Raw genomic sequence first — 18779 nt, forward strand, 5'->3', positions numbered from 1 at the left:
TTCTTTCAGATTATGGTGAACAGCAGAATGCCGAGTTGAGCGCTGCAGATGCCAAGCAGGGCCCCGGCAAGAATATCGGTCGGATAGTGCACGCCGAGCATGACCCTGGCGGCACCGATCAGGCCGGCGATCAGGTAAAGTGGCAGCAGCAGGCTTGGGTAGTGCGCTGCCATCACCGCGGCGAAGGTAAAGGCGGCCGCGGCATGCCCGGAGGGAAAACTGAAACGGTCGGAGGGCCTGATGTAGGCCGCGAAGTCCTCGAAGCGATCGCAGGGGCGGTCCCGGCGGATCAGGTTCTTGAGCAGCAGGTAACTGGGCAGCTCGATGCCGAAGGCCAGGAGACCCGCAAGCAGGAACCGCTCCCCCTCTTCGGGTTCGAACAGCGCCAGCACCGCGCCTAGCAGGATATAGAACAACCCGTCGCCCAGCCGCGAGACCCAGCGGCTGACCACGGCCAGTTCCGGGGCCCGGGGGCGACTCAGGCACCAGTGAAACGCCAGGGTGTCGAACCGGGTTATCTTCTGCTGCAGGCTGTTCATCACCGTCACCGGACTTGTCAGGGTTCGGTGTTATTTTCCTTCCGGCGCCATGACATCGAGGTGAAAAACAGGTGACGCTTTGGTGACATAGAGCCTGAGGCGTGATTGTGGGAGCGGCGCCCGCCGCGAAAGATGTGGCACCGTGCCAGCCATTTCTCCGCGGGGCACAGCTCCCAAGCAACAGCCGCAGGAGCCCACTCTGTGGGCGAACAGCCTTGCAGCACACTGCCCATCTTCGGTTCGCTCGCGGAGCGAGCTCCTACGCCTCCATCAGCAACCGCCCCTTACGCCTCGCCGCTCAGGCTCTGATGCAGCCAGTCTCCGGCGCGCTCCGCCATCGCCCTGGGATTGTCCCATGGCACCATATGCCCTTCGCCTTCCAGCAGTATCAGCTCGATGGGCTGGCGCGCGCGTTCCACGATACGACGGGCATAGGCGGTTTCGAGCACTTCGTCGCGCTCGCCCTGCAGGATCGCCAGATGGAAGTCGTAGCGACGGTGCAGAATATGGCTGCGTTGACTGAACAGACTGGCGAGAGTCGCCAGCGGATACTCGAACACCAGTCGGGGGTCCTTGTCGATCAGCGGACCGGCGGGGTGGCCGTCGAGCAGTTTTTCCAGATCGACGTACTGCTTGAGCGGCAACCGCAGTTTGGGAAAGAACCAGGCCGTGGTCCGGGTCCAGTTCCAGCCGATGCCATGCAGCATGTCGGGCTCGAGTTCGCTCAGCAACAGCGTGCCGCAGAGCACCGCCCGGATCCGCTCGTCACTCTCCGCAAGCTTCAGGCCGGTGATGGCACCGCCGGAATAACCGAATACCGTGAACGGGCCATCAAACTCCGATTGCAGTCGGTCGATTACCCTTTGCAGATCGCCGACCAGGTCTTCGACGCGGTAGTACCCACGGTCACCGCCGGAATAGCCGTGGCCGCGCGGATCCACCCCGACAACGTTGAAACCGCGATCGCTGAGCCGGCCCAGCAGTTCCGCATAGAGTTCGATGTAGGTGCCAAGCCCCGGCAGAAACAGCACCACCGGCGCCGCCTTGTCATTGCGGTAAAGCTCGCAGTGAATGGGAATATCGCCTTCGATCTCCAGCACTTCCCGGCGTGCCAGAAAGCGACCTAGACCCAGACTGTCCCACAACTGCTGGCGGAATTCGTCGTCCGCTCTGGCTTCGTCCTTCGCCATCCTTTCCCTCCCCCAGAGGTTTGCCCACGGAGCCTGGCCTGAAGCACCTCGCTTTCGGTTACCGTTGGCAGTCAGCGCAGAATACGGTACTGCGCTGCCCCAGTCGAATTTCCCTTAATGGTGCACCACAGCGCACGCAGGGCTCGCCGGCGCGACCATAGACCATAAGCTGCTGGCTGAAGTACCCCGGCTTGCCGTCGCCACCGACAAAATCCCGCAAGGTGGTGCCGCCCTGCTCGATGGCGCGCGCCAGCACCGTCTTGATCTCGACCACCAGGCGCTCGAGCCGCTGCGGCGATATCCGGCCGGCGGCCCGCTTGGGGTGAATACCCGCAGCGAACAGCGCTTCGTTGGCGTAAATGTTGCCCACCCCCACCACCACCTTGCTGTCCATGATCAGCTGCTTGATCGGACTCCGGCGCCCCTTGCAGGCGCGCTGCAGGCAACCGGCGTCGAAGTTTTCGGACAGCGGTTCGGGGCCGAGCGACGCCAGCAACTGATGCACTTCGCCGGGCGACTGCCAGAGCACCGCGCCAAAGCGGCGAGGATCGGTCAGGCGCAGCGCCAGTCCCGAATCCAGCACCAGGTCCAGGTGATCGTGCCGCCCCGGCGGCTGGTCCCGGGGCACCAGCCGCAGACTGCCGGACATGCCCAGGTGCACCAGCACAGTGCCGTGCCCGAACCCGATCAGCAGGTACTTGCCGCGACGCGCCACCTCCCGCGGCCGCTGACCGGCCAGCAACTCGGCCAGGTCCGGTGGTACCGGCCAGCGCAGGCGGGGCTGACGTACGACGACCGATTCGACCCTGTGCCCCTCGAGGTAAGGTGCGACACCGCGCCGGGTGGTTTCGACTTCTGGCAATTCGGGCATGACGACTGATCCGCAACACGCTGACAGCCCCCATAATACCAGTTCGGGCTTTAAGGAGCTGTTCACCGCGCAGGCACTATAATTCTGCAACCCGGATTCGCGCCATTAGCGCCCGGCCTGGGGTTCAGGCCCGCAACGCCCGGGCCTGCATCGTGTCGCAGGACCCGGTACAATCCGACACCCGCCGCGTTGCGGCCGGTTCACCCATATCGACGAGTCAGTACCAGCTGAGGGTTTGCCATGTCCGTTTCACGCCTATCGGTTCTGCTTGCGGCGCTGCTGCTCGGCGCCTGTGCCCAGACGCCCCCGGCTCCGCCGCCGGTGACGGCGACACAGCTTGAGCAGGCCCTCGCCGAGACCGAGAACCGGCTCTCCAGCGCCATCGAGGCACAGGCGGAACAGGCCGGGCGCGACGCGGCACAGCGGCAGCAGGACATTCAGCAGCTGCAGGCGGCACTGGCCGAACTCAAGTCGCTGGTACAGGTCCGCAATGAACCGCCGCCGCCGCGGGTTATCGAAGTCGAGCGGCGCGACTACCCGGACAACGAGACCCGGGATGGCAAGCTGATCGTCGGCGCCAGCGAGCAGATCTGGTTCGAGGCGGTCGACGCCGTGTACGCCGCGCGCGTCGACACCGGCGCCACGACGTCGTCGCTGAGCGCCACCGACATCACCACCTTCGAACGCGACGGCGACCGCTGGGTGCGCTTCGCCCTGACCCATGACGGGGTCGACGAATCGCCCCTGATCGAGTCCCCGCTGGTACGCTTTGCCCGCATTATCCAGGCCTCTGCCGAAGATGCGGACCGGCGCCCGGTGGTGGCGCTGACCGTTCGCCTGGGCCGACTGACGGAAACGGCCGAATTCACCCTGACCGACCGCTCGGAAATGGAGTATCCGGTACTGCTCGGGCGCGAGTTCCTGCAGGACATCGCCGTCGTCGACATCGCCCGCGACAACCTCCAGGGCGAACCGACGAGGCCACGCACGACCGAGAGCGAGGCGGCACCATGATTTCACGCAAGCCGTTCTACACCGTCGTCGCGCTGCTGTTCCTGGCCGGGCTGGCGCTGAGCCTGTACCGGCACTTCGTTTTCGAGGTGCCCTGGCTGCCCGGCGAACAGCGCCAGGTCTGGTCCATCGAAGCCAAGGTCGAGTTCGAGGCCACCGGCAAACCGGTGAAGGCCTCGCTGGCGATTCCCGGCACTCAGCCCGGCTTCACCCTGCTCAACGAAGCCGCCGCATCGCCGGGCTACGGCCTGTCGTTTCTCGAACGCAACGGCGGCACCCGGGCCGAGTGGACCATTCGCCAGGCGTCCGGTCCCCAGGAACTGTACTACCGCGTCAACATGATGGCCGATCCCCATGCCGAGTCGCCGACTCCGGTGGCGGTGCCCGAGATCGCGCCTCATACCGACCAGGAGCCCTACGCCACCGCTATCCACCAGGTTCTGAGCCGGGCGCTGGAGCGCAGCTCCGACGGCTTCAGCCTGACCCGCGAGCTGATTCGCGAGCTCGGCAGCCAGCAGCAGAACGCTGCCCTGCTGGCCCAGTACCGGCCAAAGCCCCGGCTGCTGGTCGAGATGCTCAACCGCGCCGGCATCGCCGCCCGCGTCGTCAAGGGCCTGACGCTGGAAGACGGCCGCCGGCGTCAGCCGCTGGTCGACCTGCTGCAGGTCTTCGACGACGGCCGCGTCGAGGTCGTCGATCCGGCGACCGGCGAGCCCGGGCAAATCGAGAACATGCTGCTTTGGGAGCGCCATTCGAGCCCGGTGCTCGACCTGGTGGGCGGCGTCAATTCCCGCGTCACCTTCTCGATGATCCGCCAGCAACAGCCGGTCGCGGTGGCGCTGGAGCAGAAATTCGAGGACTCCAACCTGCTCAACTTTTCCATCCACAGCCTGCCGCTGGAAGAGCAGGCACTGTTCAAGGGCATTCTGCTGATCCCCATCGGCGTGCTGGTGGTGGTGCTGATGCGGGTGCTGGTGGGCCTCAAGACCTCGGGCACCTTCATGCCGGTGCTGATCGCCATGGCCTTCATCCAGACCAGTCTGGTCACCGGCCTCATCGGCTTTCTGCTGATCGTCAGCATGGGCCTGGTCATCCGCTCCTGGCTGTCGCACCTGAATCTGCTGCTGGTCGCGCGCATTTCGGCGGTCATCATCATGGTGATCGGCATCATCTCGCTGTTCAGCGTGCTGGCCTTCAAGCTGGGCCTGACAGAGGGCCTCAAGATTACCTTCTTCCCGATGATCATTCTGTCCTGGACCATCGAGCGCATGAGCCTGTTGTGGGAAGAGGAAGGCGCCAAGGAGGTACTGAGTCAGGGCGGCGGCTCGCTGCTGGTGGCCGTGCTCGCCTACCTGGCGATGAACAACGACCTGATACGCCACCTGACCTTCAACTTCCTCGGACTGCAGCTGACGGTCATGGCGGCGGTGCTGCTGCTGGGCAACTATACCGGCTATCGCCTGCTGGAGCTGAGACGCTTCCAGCCACTGGCGCGGGAAGACTGAGATGGCGCTCTGGTCGTTGCCAAAATTCACCCGCCCCCGGGTGCTGTCGTCCAAGGGCATCATGGGCATGAACCGCCGCAACATCGACTATATCAGCCGCTACAATCCGCGCCGGCTGTATCCGCTGGTCGACGACAAGCTGCAGACCAAGCGCATCGCGCTGGCCTCGGGCGTCACGGTACCGGACCTGATCGGCACCATCCGCCAGCAGCACCAGGTGCGGCACCTGGCGGAAATGGTCAGTGAATGGCCGGGATTCTGCATCAAGCCCGCCCAGGGCTCGGGCGGCAAGGGCATCACCGTGATCGTGCGCCACGATCGCGAGTACTACACCAAGCCCAGCGGCGTGCAGGAAACCATCGACGATCTCGAACGCCATGTGTCCAACATTCTCGCCGGCCTCTATTCCCTGGGCGGCAAACAGGACGTGGCGCTGATCGAAGCGCTGATCAATTTCGACGACAGCTTCGAGGGCTATTCCTTCGAAGGCGTCCCGGACACCCGGGTCATCGTCTTCAAGGGCTTCCCGGTGATGGCGATGATGCGGCTGTCGACGGACGCCTCCGACGGCAAGGCCAACCTGCACCAGGGTGCGGTTGGCGTCGGCATCGACATCGGCACTGGCCGGGCGATTCGCGCAGTGCAGTTCGATCAGCCGGTAGAGCACCACCCGGATACCGGACGACGGCTATCGGAGCTGCAGGTGCCCGACTGGGAGACGCTGCTGAGACTGTCGGCGTCCTGCTATGAAATGTCGGGGCTCGGCTACCTGGGAACCGACATGGTGATGGACAAGTTGCGCGGCCCCATGCTGCTGGAACTCAACGCCCGCCCGGGGCTGGCGATCCAGACCGCCAACGGCACCGGTCTGCTGCCGAGACTGCGCCAGATAGAGGCGCTGAACAGCAGCCGCATGAGCGTCGAGCAGCGGGTGGCGTACGCACGCGAGCACTTCTCGATCCCGGTCACAGCGGCCACACCAACAGCAGCATCGGCAGGCTGACACCGACCACGATCAGCTCCATCGGCAACCCCAGGCGCCAGTAGTCACCGAAGCGGAAACCGCCGGGCCCCAGAATCAGGGTGTTGTTCTGATGCCCGATCGGGGTCAGGAAGGCGCAGGAGGCGCCGATGGCCACCGCCATCAGGAAGGAGTCGGGGTTGACCCCCAACTGGCCGGCCGAGCTGAGCGCGATCGGGCACATCACCGCCGCGGTGGCCGCATTGTTCATGAAATCCGACAGCGTCATGGTCACGATCAGTATCAGCGCCAGCGCCAGCACCGGCTGACCCTGCGCCAGGTTCTGCAACAGCCCCTGCGCCAGCAGATCGGCGGCGCCGGTCTGCTCCATCGCCGCCGCTACCGGAAACAGCGCGCCAAGCAGCACGATAACCGAACCGTCCAGCGACTCGTAGACACGCCCCGGGGACAGTACCTTGAACAGCACGAATGCCAGCACCGCGGCGGCGAAGGCGACGCTCGCCGGCAACCAGCCCAGTGCCGCCACCAGGATCGCCAACCCCATCGACAGGCTGGCGTAAAGCGCCTTGTTGCGGTCGGGGATATGAATTGAGCGGGCCGCCAGCGGAACGCAGCCCAGCTCCGACGAGAAGCCCGCCAGCGCCTCCGGCGCGCCCTGCATCAGCAGCAGATCGCCGGTACGGATCGCGGTGAAGCGCAGGCGCCGGATCGACTGGTGTCCCTGCCGCGACACCGCCAGCAGGTTGATCCCGTAACGGGCCCGCATCTGGATATCGGCGGCGGTACGCCCCACCAGGCCCGAATAGGGCATCACCACCAGCTCCTGCAGCTGGGTTTCGCCGGCCTCGAGGTCGCTGTCCTCATCCTCCTGCCGGGCCTCGCCCTCCTTGTCCCCGGGCTCGTCGAGCGACAGCCCGAGCCCGGTCAGCGCCTGCGCCAGCGCCTCGGGTTCCGCCTCCAGCACCAGCACGTCCCCGGCCCGCAGCCGCCGCCCGGGGTTGGGAGCAAAGACCCGGAAGTCGTTGCGCACCATGCCGACGATCTGGGCGTCGGTGCGCTCGAGGTCCTGCTCCAGCTCGCGCAGCTGTTTGCCGACGGCCTTGCCGTCTTCAACGACCCGCACCTCGGTGAGATAGGTGCCGGTATCGAAGCTCGAGGCACCGCTGCCGGGCCGCGTCGGCACCAACCGCCAACCCAGGAGCGCGGCGAACAGCACGCCGAGCAGCGCCACGGCAAGCCCCACCGGCGTGAAGTCGAACATGCCGAAGGCGCCCGGTCCCGCCCCGCTCCGAAAGCCAGAAACGATCATGTTGGGCGGCGTGCCGATCAGCGTCGTCATGCCCCCCAGTATGGTGCCGAACGCCAGCGGCATCAGCACCTTGCCCGGCGGCAACTCGTGACGGCCGGCCAGTTGCACCGCCACCGGCATCAGCAACGCCATGGCGCCGACGTTGTTCATGAAGGCGGACAGCAGGGCACCGAGCCCGGTCAGTGAGGCGATGCCGAGCGTGGTGCCGGTATCGTCCGGCAGCAGCCGCTGCGCCAGTGCATCGACCGCGCCCGTGGTCTGCAGGCCCCGGCTCAACACCAGCACGCAGGCCACGGTGATGACGGCGGGGTGGCCAAAGCCGGAGAAGGCGTCAGCCGGCGACACCAGGCCTGCCAGCACACAGGCGATCAGCGCCGCCAGCGCCACCACATCATGGCGCCAGCGCCCCCAGAGAAAGAGCGCCATGGCGCACGCCAGTACGGCGAATACAAGGATCTGTTGCTGGGTCATTCCCGGTCCCGGCTCTGCTGAATTCCTGACTGTTCAGCATAGCCGCGACTCAGCGCGCGAGCGCCACTTTCGCGTGACGGCGAACTTCGGCGGCGACCGCCTTTTGGCGCGACGCGCAGAAGTCTGGCATCGGAATCGCGCCCGGCAGCCTGTTCGCCCCGGACCTGCGCTTTCGGCACTGTTTCCGGCTCAACTGCAGCACCTTCGACGACAGCCCGCAGTGTCGCGATGCCCCGGCAAGTGGGCTGAAAAGCAATTACAGGCTGCATCAGGGCCATTCCTGGCCCAGACTTAACCCACCGCTCCCGGAATCGACAACGCCGGGCGACACACACATCCACAGCCCCGAGCAGAGGCGAGGAGAACGGCAATGAGCGAGACGATCTGCGATCTGACGAACAGAAGCTGCAAACCCTGCGAAGGCGGTACCCCACCACTGACCCGGGCGCAGGCCGGCGAGATGATGCAGCAACTGGACGACGGCTGGGTACTGGCAGAGGATGCCAGCTACATCGAGCGGGAGTTCAAGTTCAAGGGGTTCGCCAAGGCGGTCTACACCACCAATCTGGCCTGCTTCCTGGCGGACCAGCAGGGCCACCACCCCGATATCCGCATGGGCTGGGGCTACTGCAACGTCCGCTTCAGCACCCACGCCGTCAACGGCCTGAGCGAGAATGACTTTATCTGCGCCGCAAAGCTGGACGCGATGGTGAAAACGCAGGATGGGTAAAGCGATGCATACCTGCGTAGTCTACGATTTCGACAGAGTATGAGCATCGCGGAACCCATCGATTTGATCACCCTAGAGATCGATCGGCATCAGCGGGTACCGGAGTTGCTGTTGGGTTACGCGGCTACGCCGCTCTACCCAACCTACAAAAAAACCGGCCGCAAAGGGCCGGTTTTTCTTGTACAGGAATCAGTGCCGGATCAATTACTTGATCTTGGCTTCCTTGTACATCACGTGCTTGCGAACCACCGGATCGTACTTCTTGAATTCCATCTTTTCCGGGGTGTTACGCTTGTTCTTGTCGGTGGTGTAGAAGTGACCAGTACCGGCAGAGGAAACCAAGCGGATCTTTTCACGAGCGCCTTTAGCAGCCATGATCTATCTCCTTAAACCTTTTCGCCACGGGCGCGCAGTTCGGTCAGAACCACGTCGATGCCCTTCTTATCGATGATGCGCATGCCCTTGGAGGAAACACGCAGACGCACGAACTTCTGCTCGCTCTCGACCCAGAAACGGTGCCAGTGCAGGTTCGGCAGGAAACGACGGCGAGTCTTGCGCTGAGAGTGGGAAACGTTGTTCCCGGTGACCGGACGCTTGCCGGTAACCATGCAAACTTTGGACATCTCGAAAAACCTTTTCTCGAAAGTTGATATACCCTGTCCAGATACTTATCAGCGACCGGATGAAGAAGAGGTCGCCTCAGGCGGAGCGTCCAGAAATTCGGACAAAATCCCGTACCAGGAGGACAGAAGGGCGCATATATTACTCAAACCCCGCACCCAAGACCAGCCTTTTTGTCGAAATTTTCACCACTACAGCAGGCCCCGTTCGGCGAACGACACCACCTCGCCGTCGCCGACCACCATGTGATCGAGCACCCGGATTTCGACCAGCGCCAGCGCATCGCTCAGTCGTCTGGTGATCTGCTGATCCGCCAGCGAGGGCTCGGCGACACCGGACGGGTGGTTGTGCGCCAGTATCAGGGCCGCGGCATTGTGCGACAGGGCGCGCTTGACCACCTCCCGCGGATAGACCGAGGCGGCGTCGATGGTGCCGAAGAAAAGCTCTTCGTATCGAATCACCCGGTGGCGATTGTCGAGAAACAGGCAGGCGAAGACTTCCCTTCCCTGGTGCCGCAGCCGGGCCGCCAGATAACGCCGTACCGCAGCGGGGCTTTCCAGCGCCGAGCCGCGGGCAAGACCGGCCTCGAGGTGACGCCGCGACATCTCCAGCACCGCCTGCAACTGGGCGTACTTGGCATCGCCGAGCCCCAAAGCCGCGCAGAAGTCGTCACGGCCGCTCTCCAGCAACGGGCGCAGACCGCCGAAACGCTCCAGCAGCTCCCGCGCCAGATCCACCGCACTCTTGCCGCTGACGCCGGTACGCAGAAAAATCGCCAGCAGCTCGGCATCCGACAGCGCACCGGCCCCCAGCTCCAGCAATCGTTCCCGCGGCCGCTCCGACGCCGGCCAGTCCGTAATAGCCATGGCAACACCTCCCTGTGTTGGCCCTTCAGTCAATCGAAAGTCTAGCGCCAAATGGGTTGGTCGTACTTACCACTCACCACTCTCTACTAACCACGATCCCCCTCTCACTACTCGCCAGAAAATGCTATCTTAGGCGCACTTTTCCACAGGCCTCGACCAATCAGCGATTCCGGGTATGCAGCGACTTACTAACCGACAGATCATCCTCGGCATTACCGGCGGCATCGCCGCCTACAAGAGTGCCGAGCTGACACGACTGCTCAAGGGGGCCGGCGCCGACGTGCGCGTCGTCATGACACCTGCGGCGACCGAGTTCATCACTCCGCTGACACTGCAGGCGCTGTCCGGCCACCCGGTGCACCTGCATCTGCTGGACCCGGAGGCCGAAGCGGGCATGGGCCATATCGAGCTGGCCAAGTGGGCCGACCTGGTGCTGATCGCACCGGCCAGCGCCGACTTTATCGCCCGGCTGGCCGACGGCCAGGGCAACGATCTGCTCAGCACCCTTTGCCTGGCGACCGAGGCGCCGATCTGCGTGGCCCCGGCGATGAACCAGGCGATGTGGCGCAACCGCCAGACCCAGGACAACATGGCGAAGCTGACGGACGGCGGCGTCTCGGTGTTCGGCCCGGGCAGCGGAGAACAGGCCTGCGGCGACACCGGTCCCGGCCGCATGCTGGAGCCTGTGCAGCTGGCGCAGATGACCGCCGAGCAGTTCGATACCGGCGTGCTGGCGGGCAAGACCGTCTATATCACCGCGGGTCCGACCCGCGAGCCGCTCGATCCGGTGCGTTATATCTCCAACCACAGCTCCGGCAAGATGGGTTATGCCCTGGCGGAAGCGGCGGTCGACGCCGGCGCCCGGGTGCGCCTGATCAGCGGCCCGGTCAACCTGCCGGCGCCGGCACGCATGGAACGGGTGCTGGTGGAAACCGCCGAGGACATGCTGGAAGCCTCGCTGGAAGGGATCGACGGCTGCGATATCTTTATCGCCGCCGCCGCCGTCGCCGACTACAGGCCCACCGCCGTCGCCGAGCACAAGATCAAGAAAGGTGCCGAGGAAATCATGGAGCTGCACCTGGTGAAAAACCCGGACATCGTCGCCACCGTGGCGGGACGTCCCGACAAGCCCTTCACCGTCGGTTTCGCCGCCGAGACCCGCGACCTGGTGGACTACGCCCGCGGCAAGCTCGAGCGCAAGAACCTCGACCTGGTGGTCGCCAACGACGTTTCGGCGCCCGGTATCGGCTTCAACAGCAACGAGAACGCCGTGACCCTGGTCAGCCGCGACAGCGAACTTTCACTGCCCCAGACATCCAAACGCCAGCTGGCCAGCCAGCTGATCCGACACATCGCCGAACGCTATACTCAGACCCGATGAAGAAACTGCAAGTCAAAATACTCGATGGCCGTATTGGCCGTGAATTCCCGCTGCCCGCCTACGCCACCGAGGGTTCGGCCGGCATGGACCTGCGCGCCTGCCTCGATCACCCGCTGACGCTGGAACCGGGACAGACCGAGTTGATACCGACCGGGCTCGCGATCCATATCGAGGATCCTTCGCTGTGCGCCATGATCCTGCCGCGATCGGGGCTCGGCCACAAGCACGGCATCGTGCTCGGCAATCTGGTCGGCCTGATCGATTCGGACTATCAGGGACAGCTGTTCGTCTCCTGCTGGAACCGCGGACACAGCACCTTCAGTGTCGAGCCCGGGGAGCGCATTGCGCAGCTGGTGCTGGTGCCGGTGGTGCAGGCGGACTTCGAAGTGGTCGACGAGTTCGGCGCCTCTGATCGCGCCGACGGCGGCTTCGGTTCCTCCGGCCGCCACTGAACAAAAGGTAGGATGGGTGGAGCCGCAATGACACAGCGTTATCAGTGTTCTGCGGCTCCGGCCGCGGCGAAACCCATCATCGGCTCGGGATGCAGCCGGGCTGACGATGGCGATATCGAACTGCCACCATCTGATGGGTTACGCGACGCCCTTAGCGGTGTCAGGGCCGACCGTTCCAGGCCCGGGCGTCGCTCCACTCATCCTACGGAAAACACATATTCCGCCCCACAATCAAGGTGACAGTCGAGCAACCTGGAATAGCGGCTCGACTGGCTGGAAAAGGAGTGAATAGCGCTATGGCACTATCCCGCAAAGACGCCATGAACACCGCCGAGGTGCTCAGCACCGCAATGCCGTACATTCAGCGTTTCGTCGGCAAGACCATCGTCGTCAAGTATGGCGGCAACGCCATGACCGACGAGAAGCTGCAGAACAGCTTCGCCCGCGACGTGGTGATGCTCAAGCTGATCGGTCTGAACCCGATCGTGGTCCACGGCGGCGGGCCGCAGATCGGCGACCTGCTCAACAAGCTGAACATCGAGTCCCACTTTATCAACGGCATGCGCGTCACCGACTCCAAGACCATGGACGTGGTCGAGATGGTGCTCGGCGGCATGGTCAACAAGCAGATCGTTGGACTGATCAACGGCAACGGCGGCAAGGCCATCGGCCTGACCGGCAAGGATGGCCTGCTGCTGCACGCGCGCAAGCTCAAGGTCAAGCACAAGACCCCGGAAATGGAAGCGCCGGAGATCATCGACATCGGCCACGTCGGCGAAGTCGACAAGGTCAACGTCAAGGTGCTGGATATGCTGGTCAACTCCGACTTCATCCCGGTTATCGCGCCGATCGGCGTCGGTGACGACGGCGCCTCCTACAACATCAACGCGGACCTGGTCGCGGGCAAGATCGCCGAGGTGCTGCAGGCCGAGAAGTTGATCCTGCTGACCAACATCGCGGGATTGCTGGACAAGGACGGCAAGCTGCTGACCGGCCTCTCCACCCAGCAGGTGGACGAACTGATCGAGGACGGCACCATCTACGGCGGCATGCTGCCGAAAATCGACTGCGCCCTGTCCGCGGTCAAGAACGGCGTCAACAGCGCCCACATCATCGACGGCCGTGTCGAGCACTCCTGCATGCTCGAGCTGTTCACCGACGAAGGTGTCGGTACCCTGATCACCAACCGGGCACCGGGAGAAGAGTGACGACTAACGGGTGACGCGTAACCTGTAACGCGTTACGCGTCACGCCCCCTCATCACCTCAGGCTGTTAACGGAGTAACCACCGACATGAGCGAGCAACCCAAGGTCTCCAGGCGCGAGCAGATCCTGCAGGCACTGGCGCAGATGCTGGAAGGCAATCCGGGCCAGCGGATCACCACCGCAGCGCTGGCGCGCGAGGTCGGCGTCTCGGAGGCGGCGCTGTACCGTCACTTCCCGAGCAAGGCCAGAATGTTCGAAGGCCTGATCGGCTTTATCGAAGACACCCTCTTCTCCCGCGTCAAACTGATCGAGGATTCGGACCAGAGCGCGATCCGCCAGTGCGAGCAGATCCTTACGCTGGTGCTGGCCTTCGTCGAGCGCAACCCCGGCATGGCGCGCATCCTGACCGGCGATGCCCTGGCCGGCGAAACCGATCGCCTGCGCAGCCGCGTCAATCAGCTGTTCGAACGCCTGGAGACCCATCTGCGCCAGCTGCTGCGCGAAGCCGAACTGCGCGAAGGCCTGCGCACCGAAACCACCGCCGGAGCCAGCGCCAACCTGATGATGGCGACCGTCGAAGGCCGCATTCGCCAGTTCGTGCGCAGCGAGTTCCGCCACCGCCCCACCGAGCTCTGGTCCGATCAGTGGCCGCGACTGGCCAGCGGCCTGTTCCGCGCCGCCGCCTGATGTCGCTTCTCCCGACTGCGGGCCCGGGGTGCAGCGCAGGCCGGCCCCGGCCATGACGCTCGAGCTGATTCTGGAACAGGCCGGTCTGTTCGTCATTTCGCTGCTGGCCAATGGCCTCTCGGCCCTGGCGGGAGGCGGCGCAGGATTGCTGCAGCTGCCGGTGCTGCTGTTTCTCGGGCTGTCGTTCGCTACCGCGCTGGCAACCCATAAGATCGCCAGTGTCGCGCTGGGTATCGGCGCCACCCTGCGCCATCTGCGCGAAGGCCACCTGGACCTGCGCTTCTGCGCCTTTATCCTGGCCTGCGGCCTGCCCGGCGTGGTGCTGGGCGCCTGGACGGTGCTGCGTCTGCCGGAAGCCTGGACGCTGCTGGCGCTTGGGCTGCTGACCTGCGGCCTGGGCCTCTACTCGCTGATGAAGAAGCAGCTCGGCCTCGACTATCTCCCGCGCCACCGGGACCCGTTCGGCTACGCCGTCGGCGGCCTCGTGCTCTGCCTGATCGGCGTCCTCAACGGTTCACTGACCTCCGGCACCGGCCTGTTCGTGACGCTCTGGCTGGTACGCTGGTTCGGCCTCGATTATCAGCGCGCCGTCAGCTACGTACTGGTACTGGTCGGGCTGTTCTGGAACGGTGTTGGCGCCGTCACGATCGCGCTGCAGCAGCCACCGCAATGGCCCTGGCTGCCGGCGCTGCTGGCCGGCGCGCTTATCGGCGCCTACCTCGGCGCCCACCTGTCGATCGCCCGCGGCAACCGCCTGGTCAAGCGCGCCTTCGAGACCCTCACCATTCTGGTCGGCATCAAGCTGACCGGCGACGGACTGGCCCTGATAAGCCCGTAGGGTGGGTCAAGCGATGCAACGGCACAAATCTTCCGACACCACGCCGCCCGGGCATCGCGGACCCACCATATCGATCGTATTACAGATCGATTGGCTGCAGCGGGCTCGTGCCGGATCTAAAACTTCCCATTCTGCGACATCGGAAACGACGATCCAGCCGATGGCAAGGCGCCTACGGCGCCTATGATGGGTTACGCCGCCTCAACCTGCGTGCCATACGGCAAAATAACACCATTGGCGGCTTCACCCATCCGCCTCTGTTAACTCGCAACTCTTAACTCGCTTTTTGCAACAGTCCGTTGCGCACCCTGACTGTGCAGCGCACACCGAAGATGGCAGTATGAGCACCTTTTGCATACCTCACCGGCCGTTTCTGTATACATTGTAACGACCGCCCTGAATTCATGACGGAGCTTCCATGACCGGCAGCATCAAGGGGCCATTCGACGGCCGCACCTGGGCTTTTTTCGGCGCCGCTGTGGCGTTGCTGCTGGCGGCGGCAAACCTCCGGGGCGCCGTGGTCGTGGTCGGCCCGCTGGTCGCCGATATTCGCGCGGCCGTCGGACTGTCCGCCAGCCAGTTCAGCCTGCTGACGACACTGCCGCTGGCCTGTTTTGGCCTGTTCGCTATCTGCGTACCGCGCCTCGCCAGCCGCTACCGGGCGCCGGTACTGGTCATAGGCGCCCTGATGCTGATCGCCATCGGGGCCGGACTCCGTGCCACCAGCCTTTACGGCCTGATGCTGGCCGGTACCCTGCTGCTCGGCAGTGCCATCGCGCTGCTCAATGTCCTGATCCCCGGGCTGGTGAAGGGTTACTTTCCGCGCCAGGCCGGTCTGATGACCGGCCTCTACTCGGTCACCCTGAGTTTCGGCGCCGGCTGCGGTGTCTTTCTCGCGGTGCCGCTGCGCGATCACTTCGGCGCCTGGCAGGCTCCGCTACTGCTGTGGGCCCTGCTGCCGCTGCTCTGCGCCTGCTGCTGGCTGTACATGCTCCGGACCCGCACCCAGAGGTCCTCAGGCACCGCCCGCGTCAGCCTGTGGCGCGACTCCACGGCCTGGAGCCTGACTCTCTTCATGGGCCTGCAGTCGCTGTTTTTCTATTCGATCGCCACCTGGCTGCCGAAAATGCTGATGGACGCAGGCCTCACGGACCAGCATGCGGGCCTTGCCACCTCGATGATCAACCTTGCCGGCATCCCGGCGAACCTGCTGGTTCCCATCCTGGCGGCGCGCATGCAGAGTCAGCGTCCGCTGGCACTGCTCATACTGGTGCTCGGTCTCTCGGGGCTGAGCGGGCTCCTGCTGGCCCCATCGGCGGCCCCGCTGCTGTGGGCATCGCTGATGGGCCTGACCGGCTCGGCGTCCCTGAGCCTGGCGCTGGCGCTGTTCGCGCTGCGTACCCGGGACATCGTCGAAGCCACCAGTCTGTCGGCGATGGCACAGTCGCTCGGCTACCTGATCGCGGCAACGGGACCTGTCATGGTCGGCGGCCTCAACGACCTCCAGGCGCACTGGCACGGCGCGCTGCTGCTGCTGATCCTGGCGCAGCTGGCACAGTTCGCCTGCGGCTGGCACGCCAGCCGCCCCGGATTCGTGATACCGGATCAGCAGCGCACCGCCCCCGCGACCTGAAGCGAGCCAGCCGCGCATTCGAGTTGATCGGTTCGACTGTCGAAGTCCGTCATCCTGTTCAATACTTAGCAGGTAAAAAAGGATGGACGACTCGAGAGCTATGGATACCCAACACCTGAACGCGCCGCCCTGGATGGAACCGCTGCGACAGCTGGTCGTCGACCGCCACGGCGACGCGGAAGCCCCCCAGCTACTGCAGCTGGCCCGGCAGATCCTGCGTCCCGCCGACAGCGGCGTCGCCACCTCGGTAAACAGCCTCTACGGCTCGCTGCGCTCGGCATGGACGCTTCTGGCCAGGCGTGACCCGCAGCAGACGAAGGTGCGGGTCTACAATCCGGACCCCATACGGGATGGCTGGCAGTGCCGCCACACCATCGTCGATATTCTGATGGACGACATGCCCTTTATCGTCGCCAGCTGCGTGACCGAGCTGATGCGCCAGGGCGTTCGCGTGTACCGGCAGATCTATCCGATATTCCATATCCGACGCGACGCCGACGGTGCCTTCCAGGGTTTCTGCGAGGAAGGGGAAACCGGCGCCGAAGTCGAAACCCTGGTGCGCTTCGAGATCGATCATCAGCTCAACGAGGAGGATCTCGACCATATCGGGCAGCGCCTGCAGTCGGTACTGCGCGACGTACGCTCAGTCGTCGAGGACTGGCAGGCGATGCTGGAGCGCGTCGACGAAGCCGCCAGCTGGTGCGAGAACAGTGAAGCCTGCCGCAGCTTCGAGGACAACCGGGAAGCGGTGGAGTTGCTGCGCTGGCTCGCCGACGAGGCCTTCCTGTTCATCGGCTTTCGCTACTACAGCGCCGAAAAGACCAGCCAGGGGCTGTACCGCCTGCACTACGAACCCGGCAGCGGGCTGGGCAGTTTCCGCGAACCGGTCGCGCAGGCACAGCAGACCATCGAACTCGACGAGGACCTGAGCCGACAGCTCGAAAGCCCGGGCCTGCTGGTGCTGACAAAATCCTCGACACGCTCGACGGTGCGTCAGGACAGCCACTACGACTATGTCGGGGTGAAGAAAACCGATGAACAGGGCGCGGTGCTGGGCGAATGGCGCTTCTTCGGTCTCTACGCAAGCAAGGCCTACGACACCCCCATCACCCAGATTCCGCTGATCCGGCGACATGTCCGCCAGCTTCTGGAGCTGTCGCACCTGCCGAGCAACACCCATGGCTACAAGGCTCTGCGTCATCTGATCTGGACCTACCCGCGCGAAGAGCTGCTGCAAGCCGGCTTCGACCAGCTGCGCGAAAGCATTTTCGGCATGCTCGAATGTGTCGAGCGCCGGCAACTGGGCATCTTTCTGCGACCGGACACCTATGGCCGCTTCATCAACGTGCTGATGCTGATCCCCCGCGACCAGTACAACACCGACGTGCGCATGCGGGTGCAGGAACTGCTGTTGCGCCAGTTGCACGGCAACAGTTCCGAATTCGGCGTCCATCTGAGCGAGCAGCCGCTGGCGCTGATCCAGTTCACCATCCACTGTCACAGTGCACACCGGCTGAATCTCGACCGCGAGGAATTGCAGCGACTGGTCGCCGATACGGTGGAGAGCTGGCACGACAAACTGCACCAGGCGCTGCTCAAAGCCCTCGGCGAGGCGGAGGGCAACCGCCTGTTCGCCCGCTTCGGTCGCCAGTTGCCGGCCGCCTACCGGGAGGACCACGGTCCCGGGGACGCCGTCGCCGATCTGCGCGCTCTGGACGCGCTCAGGGCGCCGCTCACGACCCAGCTGTATCATCCCGATCAGGACGGTACGCTGCGCTTCAAGGTGCTCGGACACGGCCGCACCCTGGCGCTGTCCGATGTGCTGCCGATACTCGAACATCTCGGGGTGCGCGTGCTCGACGCCACCCCCTACCAGATCGCCGTCGACGGCAACGATGCCTACTGGATTCTCGATTTCGGCCTGGCCAGCGAATCCGAACTCGATCCGAGCCAGACCAGGCTGCGGACCCAGTTCCAGGAAACCTTCATTCGTACCTACTACGGCGAACTGGAGGACGACCGCTTTAACCAGCTGGTGCTGCGCGCCGGCATTTCCTACCGCGAAATCGCCCTGCTGCGCGCCCTCTGCAAGTATCTTCTGCAGCTCGGACTGCCCTTCAGCCAGCACTACATCGAGCAGGCGATGAGCCGCAACCCCGATATCTGCCGCCAGCTGCTGGCACTGTTCGCGGCCCGCTTCGACCCCGATGCCCCGCCCGGAAACAAGGCCCTGAGCCAGCTGCTGGGTGACGATATCCTGGCGTCGCTGGAGCAGGTCGACAACCTCGACGAGGACCGCATCCTGCGCCACTACCTCGGCGTCATCCGCGCCATGCTGCGCACCAACTATTATCAGACCGGCAACAGCCAGAAAGAGCCCGGCGGCGACAAGGGCTACCTGTCGTTCAAGATCAACACCCGCGCCCTGCCCTTCGCTCCGGAACCGCGGCCGGCGTTCGAGATCTTCGTCTACGCCCCCTGGGTCGA

At 64.5% G+C, this 18779-nt stretch carries 18 protein-coding genes; 11 read left to right on the plus strand and 7 right to left on the minus strand.

Annotated features, from left to right (window positions below):
• Positions 1 to 5: 5 nt before the first annotated feature.
• The 3 genes from IEX85_RS22560 to mutM all read right to left on the minus strand — a co-directional run bounded on the left by IEX85_RS22560 (position 6) and on the right by mutM (position 2600).
• Positions 6 to 539, minus strand: a complete 534-nt coding sequence (locus IEX85_RS22560; protein WP_188862898.1) for a phosphatase PAP2 family protein — start codon at positions 537 to 539, stop codon at positions 6 to 8.
• A 284-nt stretch (positions 540 to 823) separates the two neighbouring features.
• Positions 824 to 1729, minus strand: a complete 906-nt coding sequence (locus tag IEX85_RS22565) for an alpha/beta hydrolase (RefSeq protein WP_188862899.1) — start codon at positions 1727 to 1729, stop codon at positions 824 to 826.
• Positions 1730 to 1787: 58 nt separating this feature from the next.
• Positions 1788 to 2600, minus strand: coding sequence for a bifunctional DNA-formamidopyrimidine glycosylase/DNA-(apurinic or apyrimidinic site) lyase (mutM, locus tag IEX85_RS22570; RefSeq protein WP_188862900.1), 813 nt, complete (start codon positions 2598 to 2600; stop codon positions 1788 to 1790).
• 240 nt (positions 2601 to 2840) lie between these two features.
• Here mutM and IEX85_RS22575 point away from each other — a divergent pair, with 240 nt between their 5' ends.
• From IEX85_RS22575 to IEX85_RS22585, 3 genes are read left to right on the plus strand one after another with little or no spacing between them, the layout of a single operon-like run.
• A complete protein-coding gene (locus IEX85_RS22575; protein WP_188862901.1) occupies positions 2841 to 3614 on the plus strand; it encodes an ATP-dependent zinc protease family protein in 774 nt (257 codons plus the stop codon).
• Complete coding sequence (locus IEX85_RS22580; RefSeq protein WP_229722073.1) at positions 3614 to 5116, plus strand: inactive transglutaminase family protein; 1503 nt, start codon at positions 3614 to 3616, stop codon at positions 5114 to 5116. The genes IEX85_RS22575 and IEX85_RS22580 overlap by 1 nt, the downstream gene beginning before the upstream one ends.
• Before the next feature lies 1 nt (position 5117).
• Positions 5118 to 6119, plus strand: a complete 1002-nt coding sequence (locus tag IEX85_RS22585; protein WP_188862903.1) for an alpha-L-glutamate ligase-like protein — start codon at positions 5118 to 5120, stop codon at positions 6117 to 6119.
• On the opposite strand, the gene IEX85_RS22590 is transcribed toward IEX85_RS22585, so the two are convergent.
• Complete coding sequence (locus tag IEX85_RS22590; RefSeq protein ID WP_188862904.1) at positions 6082 to 7878, minus strand: SLC13 family permease; 1797 nt, start codon at positions 7876 to 7878, stop codon at positions 6082 to 6084. The genes IEX85_RS22585 and IEX85_RS22590 overlap by 38 nt on opposite strands.
• Positions 7879 to 8248: 370 nt before the next feature.
• Between IEX85_RS22590 and IEX85_RS22595 the strand changes: the two genes are divergently transcribed.
• Entirely contained in the window at positions 8249 to 8608 is a 360-nt protein-coding gene (locus tag IEX85_RS22595; protein ID WP_188862905.1) for a 4a-hydroxytetrahydrobiopterin dehydratase, read from the plus strand.
• 204 nt (positions 8609 to 8812) lie between these two features.
• Here the strand turns inward: IEX85_RS22595 and rpmG are convergent, their stop codons facing one another.
• From rpmG to radC, 3 genes are all read right to left on the minus strand, one after another.
• A complete protein-coding gene (rpmG, locus tag IEX85_RS22600) occupies positions 8813 to 8983 on the minus strand; it encodes a 50S ribosomal protein L33 (RefSeq protein WP_188862906.1) in 171 nt (56 codons plus the stop codon).
• 11 nt (positions 8984 to 8994) lie between these two features.
• Positions 8995 to 9231: a 50S ribosomal protein L28 gene (gene rpmB, locus IEX85_RS22605; protein ID WP_188862907.1), complete on the minus strand. Its 237-nt coding sequence runs from the start codon at positions 9229 to 9231 to the stop codon at positions 8995 to 8997.
• Positions 9232 to 9420: 189 nt separating this feature from the next.
• Positions 9421 to 10095: a RadC family protein gene (gene radC / locus IEX85_RS22610; protein ID WP_188862908.1), complete on the minus strand. Its 675-nt coding sequence runs from the start codon at positions 10093 to 10095 to the stop codon at positions 9421 to 9423.
• 175 nt (positions 10096 to 10270) lie between these two features.
• On the opposite strand from radC, the gene coaBC reads away from it, so the two are divergent.
• The 7 genes from coaBC to IEX85_RS22645 form a co-directional block, all read left to right on the plus strand.
• The gene (gene coaBC, locus IEX85_RS22615) at positions 10271 to 11476 is read left to right on the plus strand and encodes a bifunctional phosphopantothenoylcysteine decarboxylase/phosphopantothenate--cysteine ligase CoaBC (protein ID WP_188862909.1); all 1206 of its coding nucleotides are present in this window, start codon (positions 10271 to 10273) and stop codon (positions 11474 to 11476) included.
• A complete protein-coding gene (gene dut / locus IEX85_RS22620; RefSeq protein WP_188862910.1) occupies positions 11473 to 11928 on the plus strand; it encodes a dUTP diphosphatase in 456 nt (151 codons plus the stop codon). Before coaBC ends, dut begins: the two co-directional genes overlap by 4 nt.
• Before the next feature lie 296 nt (positions 11929 to 12224).
• Positions 12225 to 13136, plus strand: a complete 912-nt coding sequence (gene argB, locus IEX85_RS22625) for an acetylglutamate kinase (protein ID WP_188862911.1) — start codon at positions 12225 to 12227, stop codon at positions 13134 to 13136.
• Between the two features lie 85 nt (positions 13137 to 13221).
• Positions 13222 to 13821 (plus strand): nucleoid occlusion factor SlmA, encoded by a 600-nt coding sequence (gene slmA / locus IEX85_RS22630; protein ID WP_188862912.1) that lies wholly within the window; start codon positions 13222 to 13224, stop codon positions 13819 to 13821.
• 52 nt (positions 13822 to 13873) lie between these two features.
• Positions 13874 to 14659 (plus strand): sulfite exporter TauE/SafE family protein, encoded by a 786-nt coding sequence (locus tag IEX85_RS22635; RefSeq protein WP_188862913.1) that lies wholly within the window; start codon positions 13874 to 13876, stop codon positions 14657 to 14659.
• A gap of 418 nt (positions 14660 to 15077) precedes the next feature.
• Complete coding sequence (locus tag IEX85_RS22640; protein ID WP_188862914.1) at positions 15078 to 16292, plus strand: MFS transporter; 1215 nt, start codon at positions 15078 to 15080, stop codon at positions 16290 to 16292.
• A 100-nt stretch (positions 16293 to 16392) separates the two neighbouring features.
• On the plus strand, positions 16393 to 18779 hold a 2387-nt coding region (locus IEX85_RS22645), incomplete at its 3' end, for an NAD-glutamate dehydrogenase domain-containing protein (RefSeq protein WP_188862915.1).

The organism is Marinobacterium nitratireducens (assembly GCF_014645375.1).
Lineage (GTDB): Bacteria > Pseudomonadota > Gammaproteobacteria > Pseudomonadales > Balneatricaceae > Marinobacterium_A > Marinobacterium_A nitratireducens.

Bases quoted from the DNA above. Each gene is read 5' to 3' on its own strand.
- IEX85_RS22575 (WP_188862901.1), top strand. From the start codon at position 2,841: ATGTCCGTTTCACGCCTATCGGTTCTGCTTGCGGCGCTGCTGCTCGGC.
- argB (WP_188862911.1), top strand. From the start codon at position 12,225: ATGGCACTATCCCGCAAAGACGCCATGAACACCGCCGAGGTGCTCAGC.
- dut (WP_188862910.1), top strand. From the start codon at position 11,473: ATGAAGAAACTGCAAGTCAAAATACTCGATGGCCGTATTGGCCGTGAA.
- rpmG (WP_188862906.1), bottom strand. From the start codon at position 8,983: ATGGCTGCTAAAGGCGCTCGTGAAAAGATCCGCTTGGTTTCCTCTGCC.
- radC (WP_188862908.1), bottom strand. From the start codon at position 10,095: ATGGCTATTACGGACTGGCCGGCGTCGGAGCGGCCGCGGGAACGATTG.
- slmA (WP_188862912.1), top strand. From the start codon at position 13,222: ATGAGCGAGCAACCCAAGGTCTCCAGGCGCGAGCAGATCCTGCAGGCA.
- IEX85_RS22560 (WP_188862898.1), bottom strand. From the start codon at position 539: ATGAACAGCCTGCAGCAGAAGATAACCCGGTTCGACACCCTGGCGTTT.
- IEX85_RS22565 (WP_188862899.1), bottom strand. From the start codon at position 1,729: ATGGCGAAGGACGAAGCCAGAGCGGACGACGAATTCCGCCAGCAGTTG.
- IEX85_RS22640 (WP_188862914.1), top strand. From the start codon at position 15,078: ATGACCGGCAGCATCAAGGGGCCATTCGACGGCCGCACCTGGGCTTTT.
- IEX85_RS22595 (WP_188862905.1), top strand. From the start codon at position 8,249: ATGAGCGAGACGATCTGCGATCTGACGAACAGAAGCTGCAAACCCTGC.
- IEX85_RS22590 (WP_188862904.1), bottom strand. From the start codon at position 7,878: ATGACCCAGCAACAGATCCTTGTATTCGCCGTACTGGCGTGCGCCATG.
- rpmB (WP_188862907.1), bottom strand. From the start codon at position 9,231: ATGTCCAAAGTTTGCATGGTTACCGGCAAGCGTCCGGTCACCGGGAAC.
- IEX85_RS22635 (WP_188862913.1), top strand. From the start codon at position 13,874: ATGACGCTCGAGCTGATTCTGGAACAGGCCGGTCTGTTCGTCATTTCG.
- mutM (WP_188862900.1), bottom strand. From the start codon at position 2,600: ATGCCCGAATTGCCAGAAGTCGAAACCACCCGGCGCGGTGTCGCACCT.
- IEX85_RS22585 (WP_188862903.1), top strand. From the start codon at position 5,118: ATGGCGCTCTGGTCGTTGCCAAAATTCACCCGCCCCCGGGTGCTGTCG.
- coaBC (WP_188862909.1), top strand. From the start codon at position 10,271: ATGCAGCGACTTACTAACCGACAGATCATCCTCGGCATTACCGGCGGC.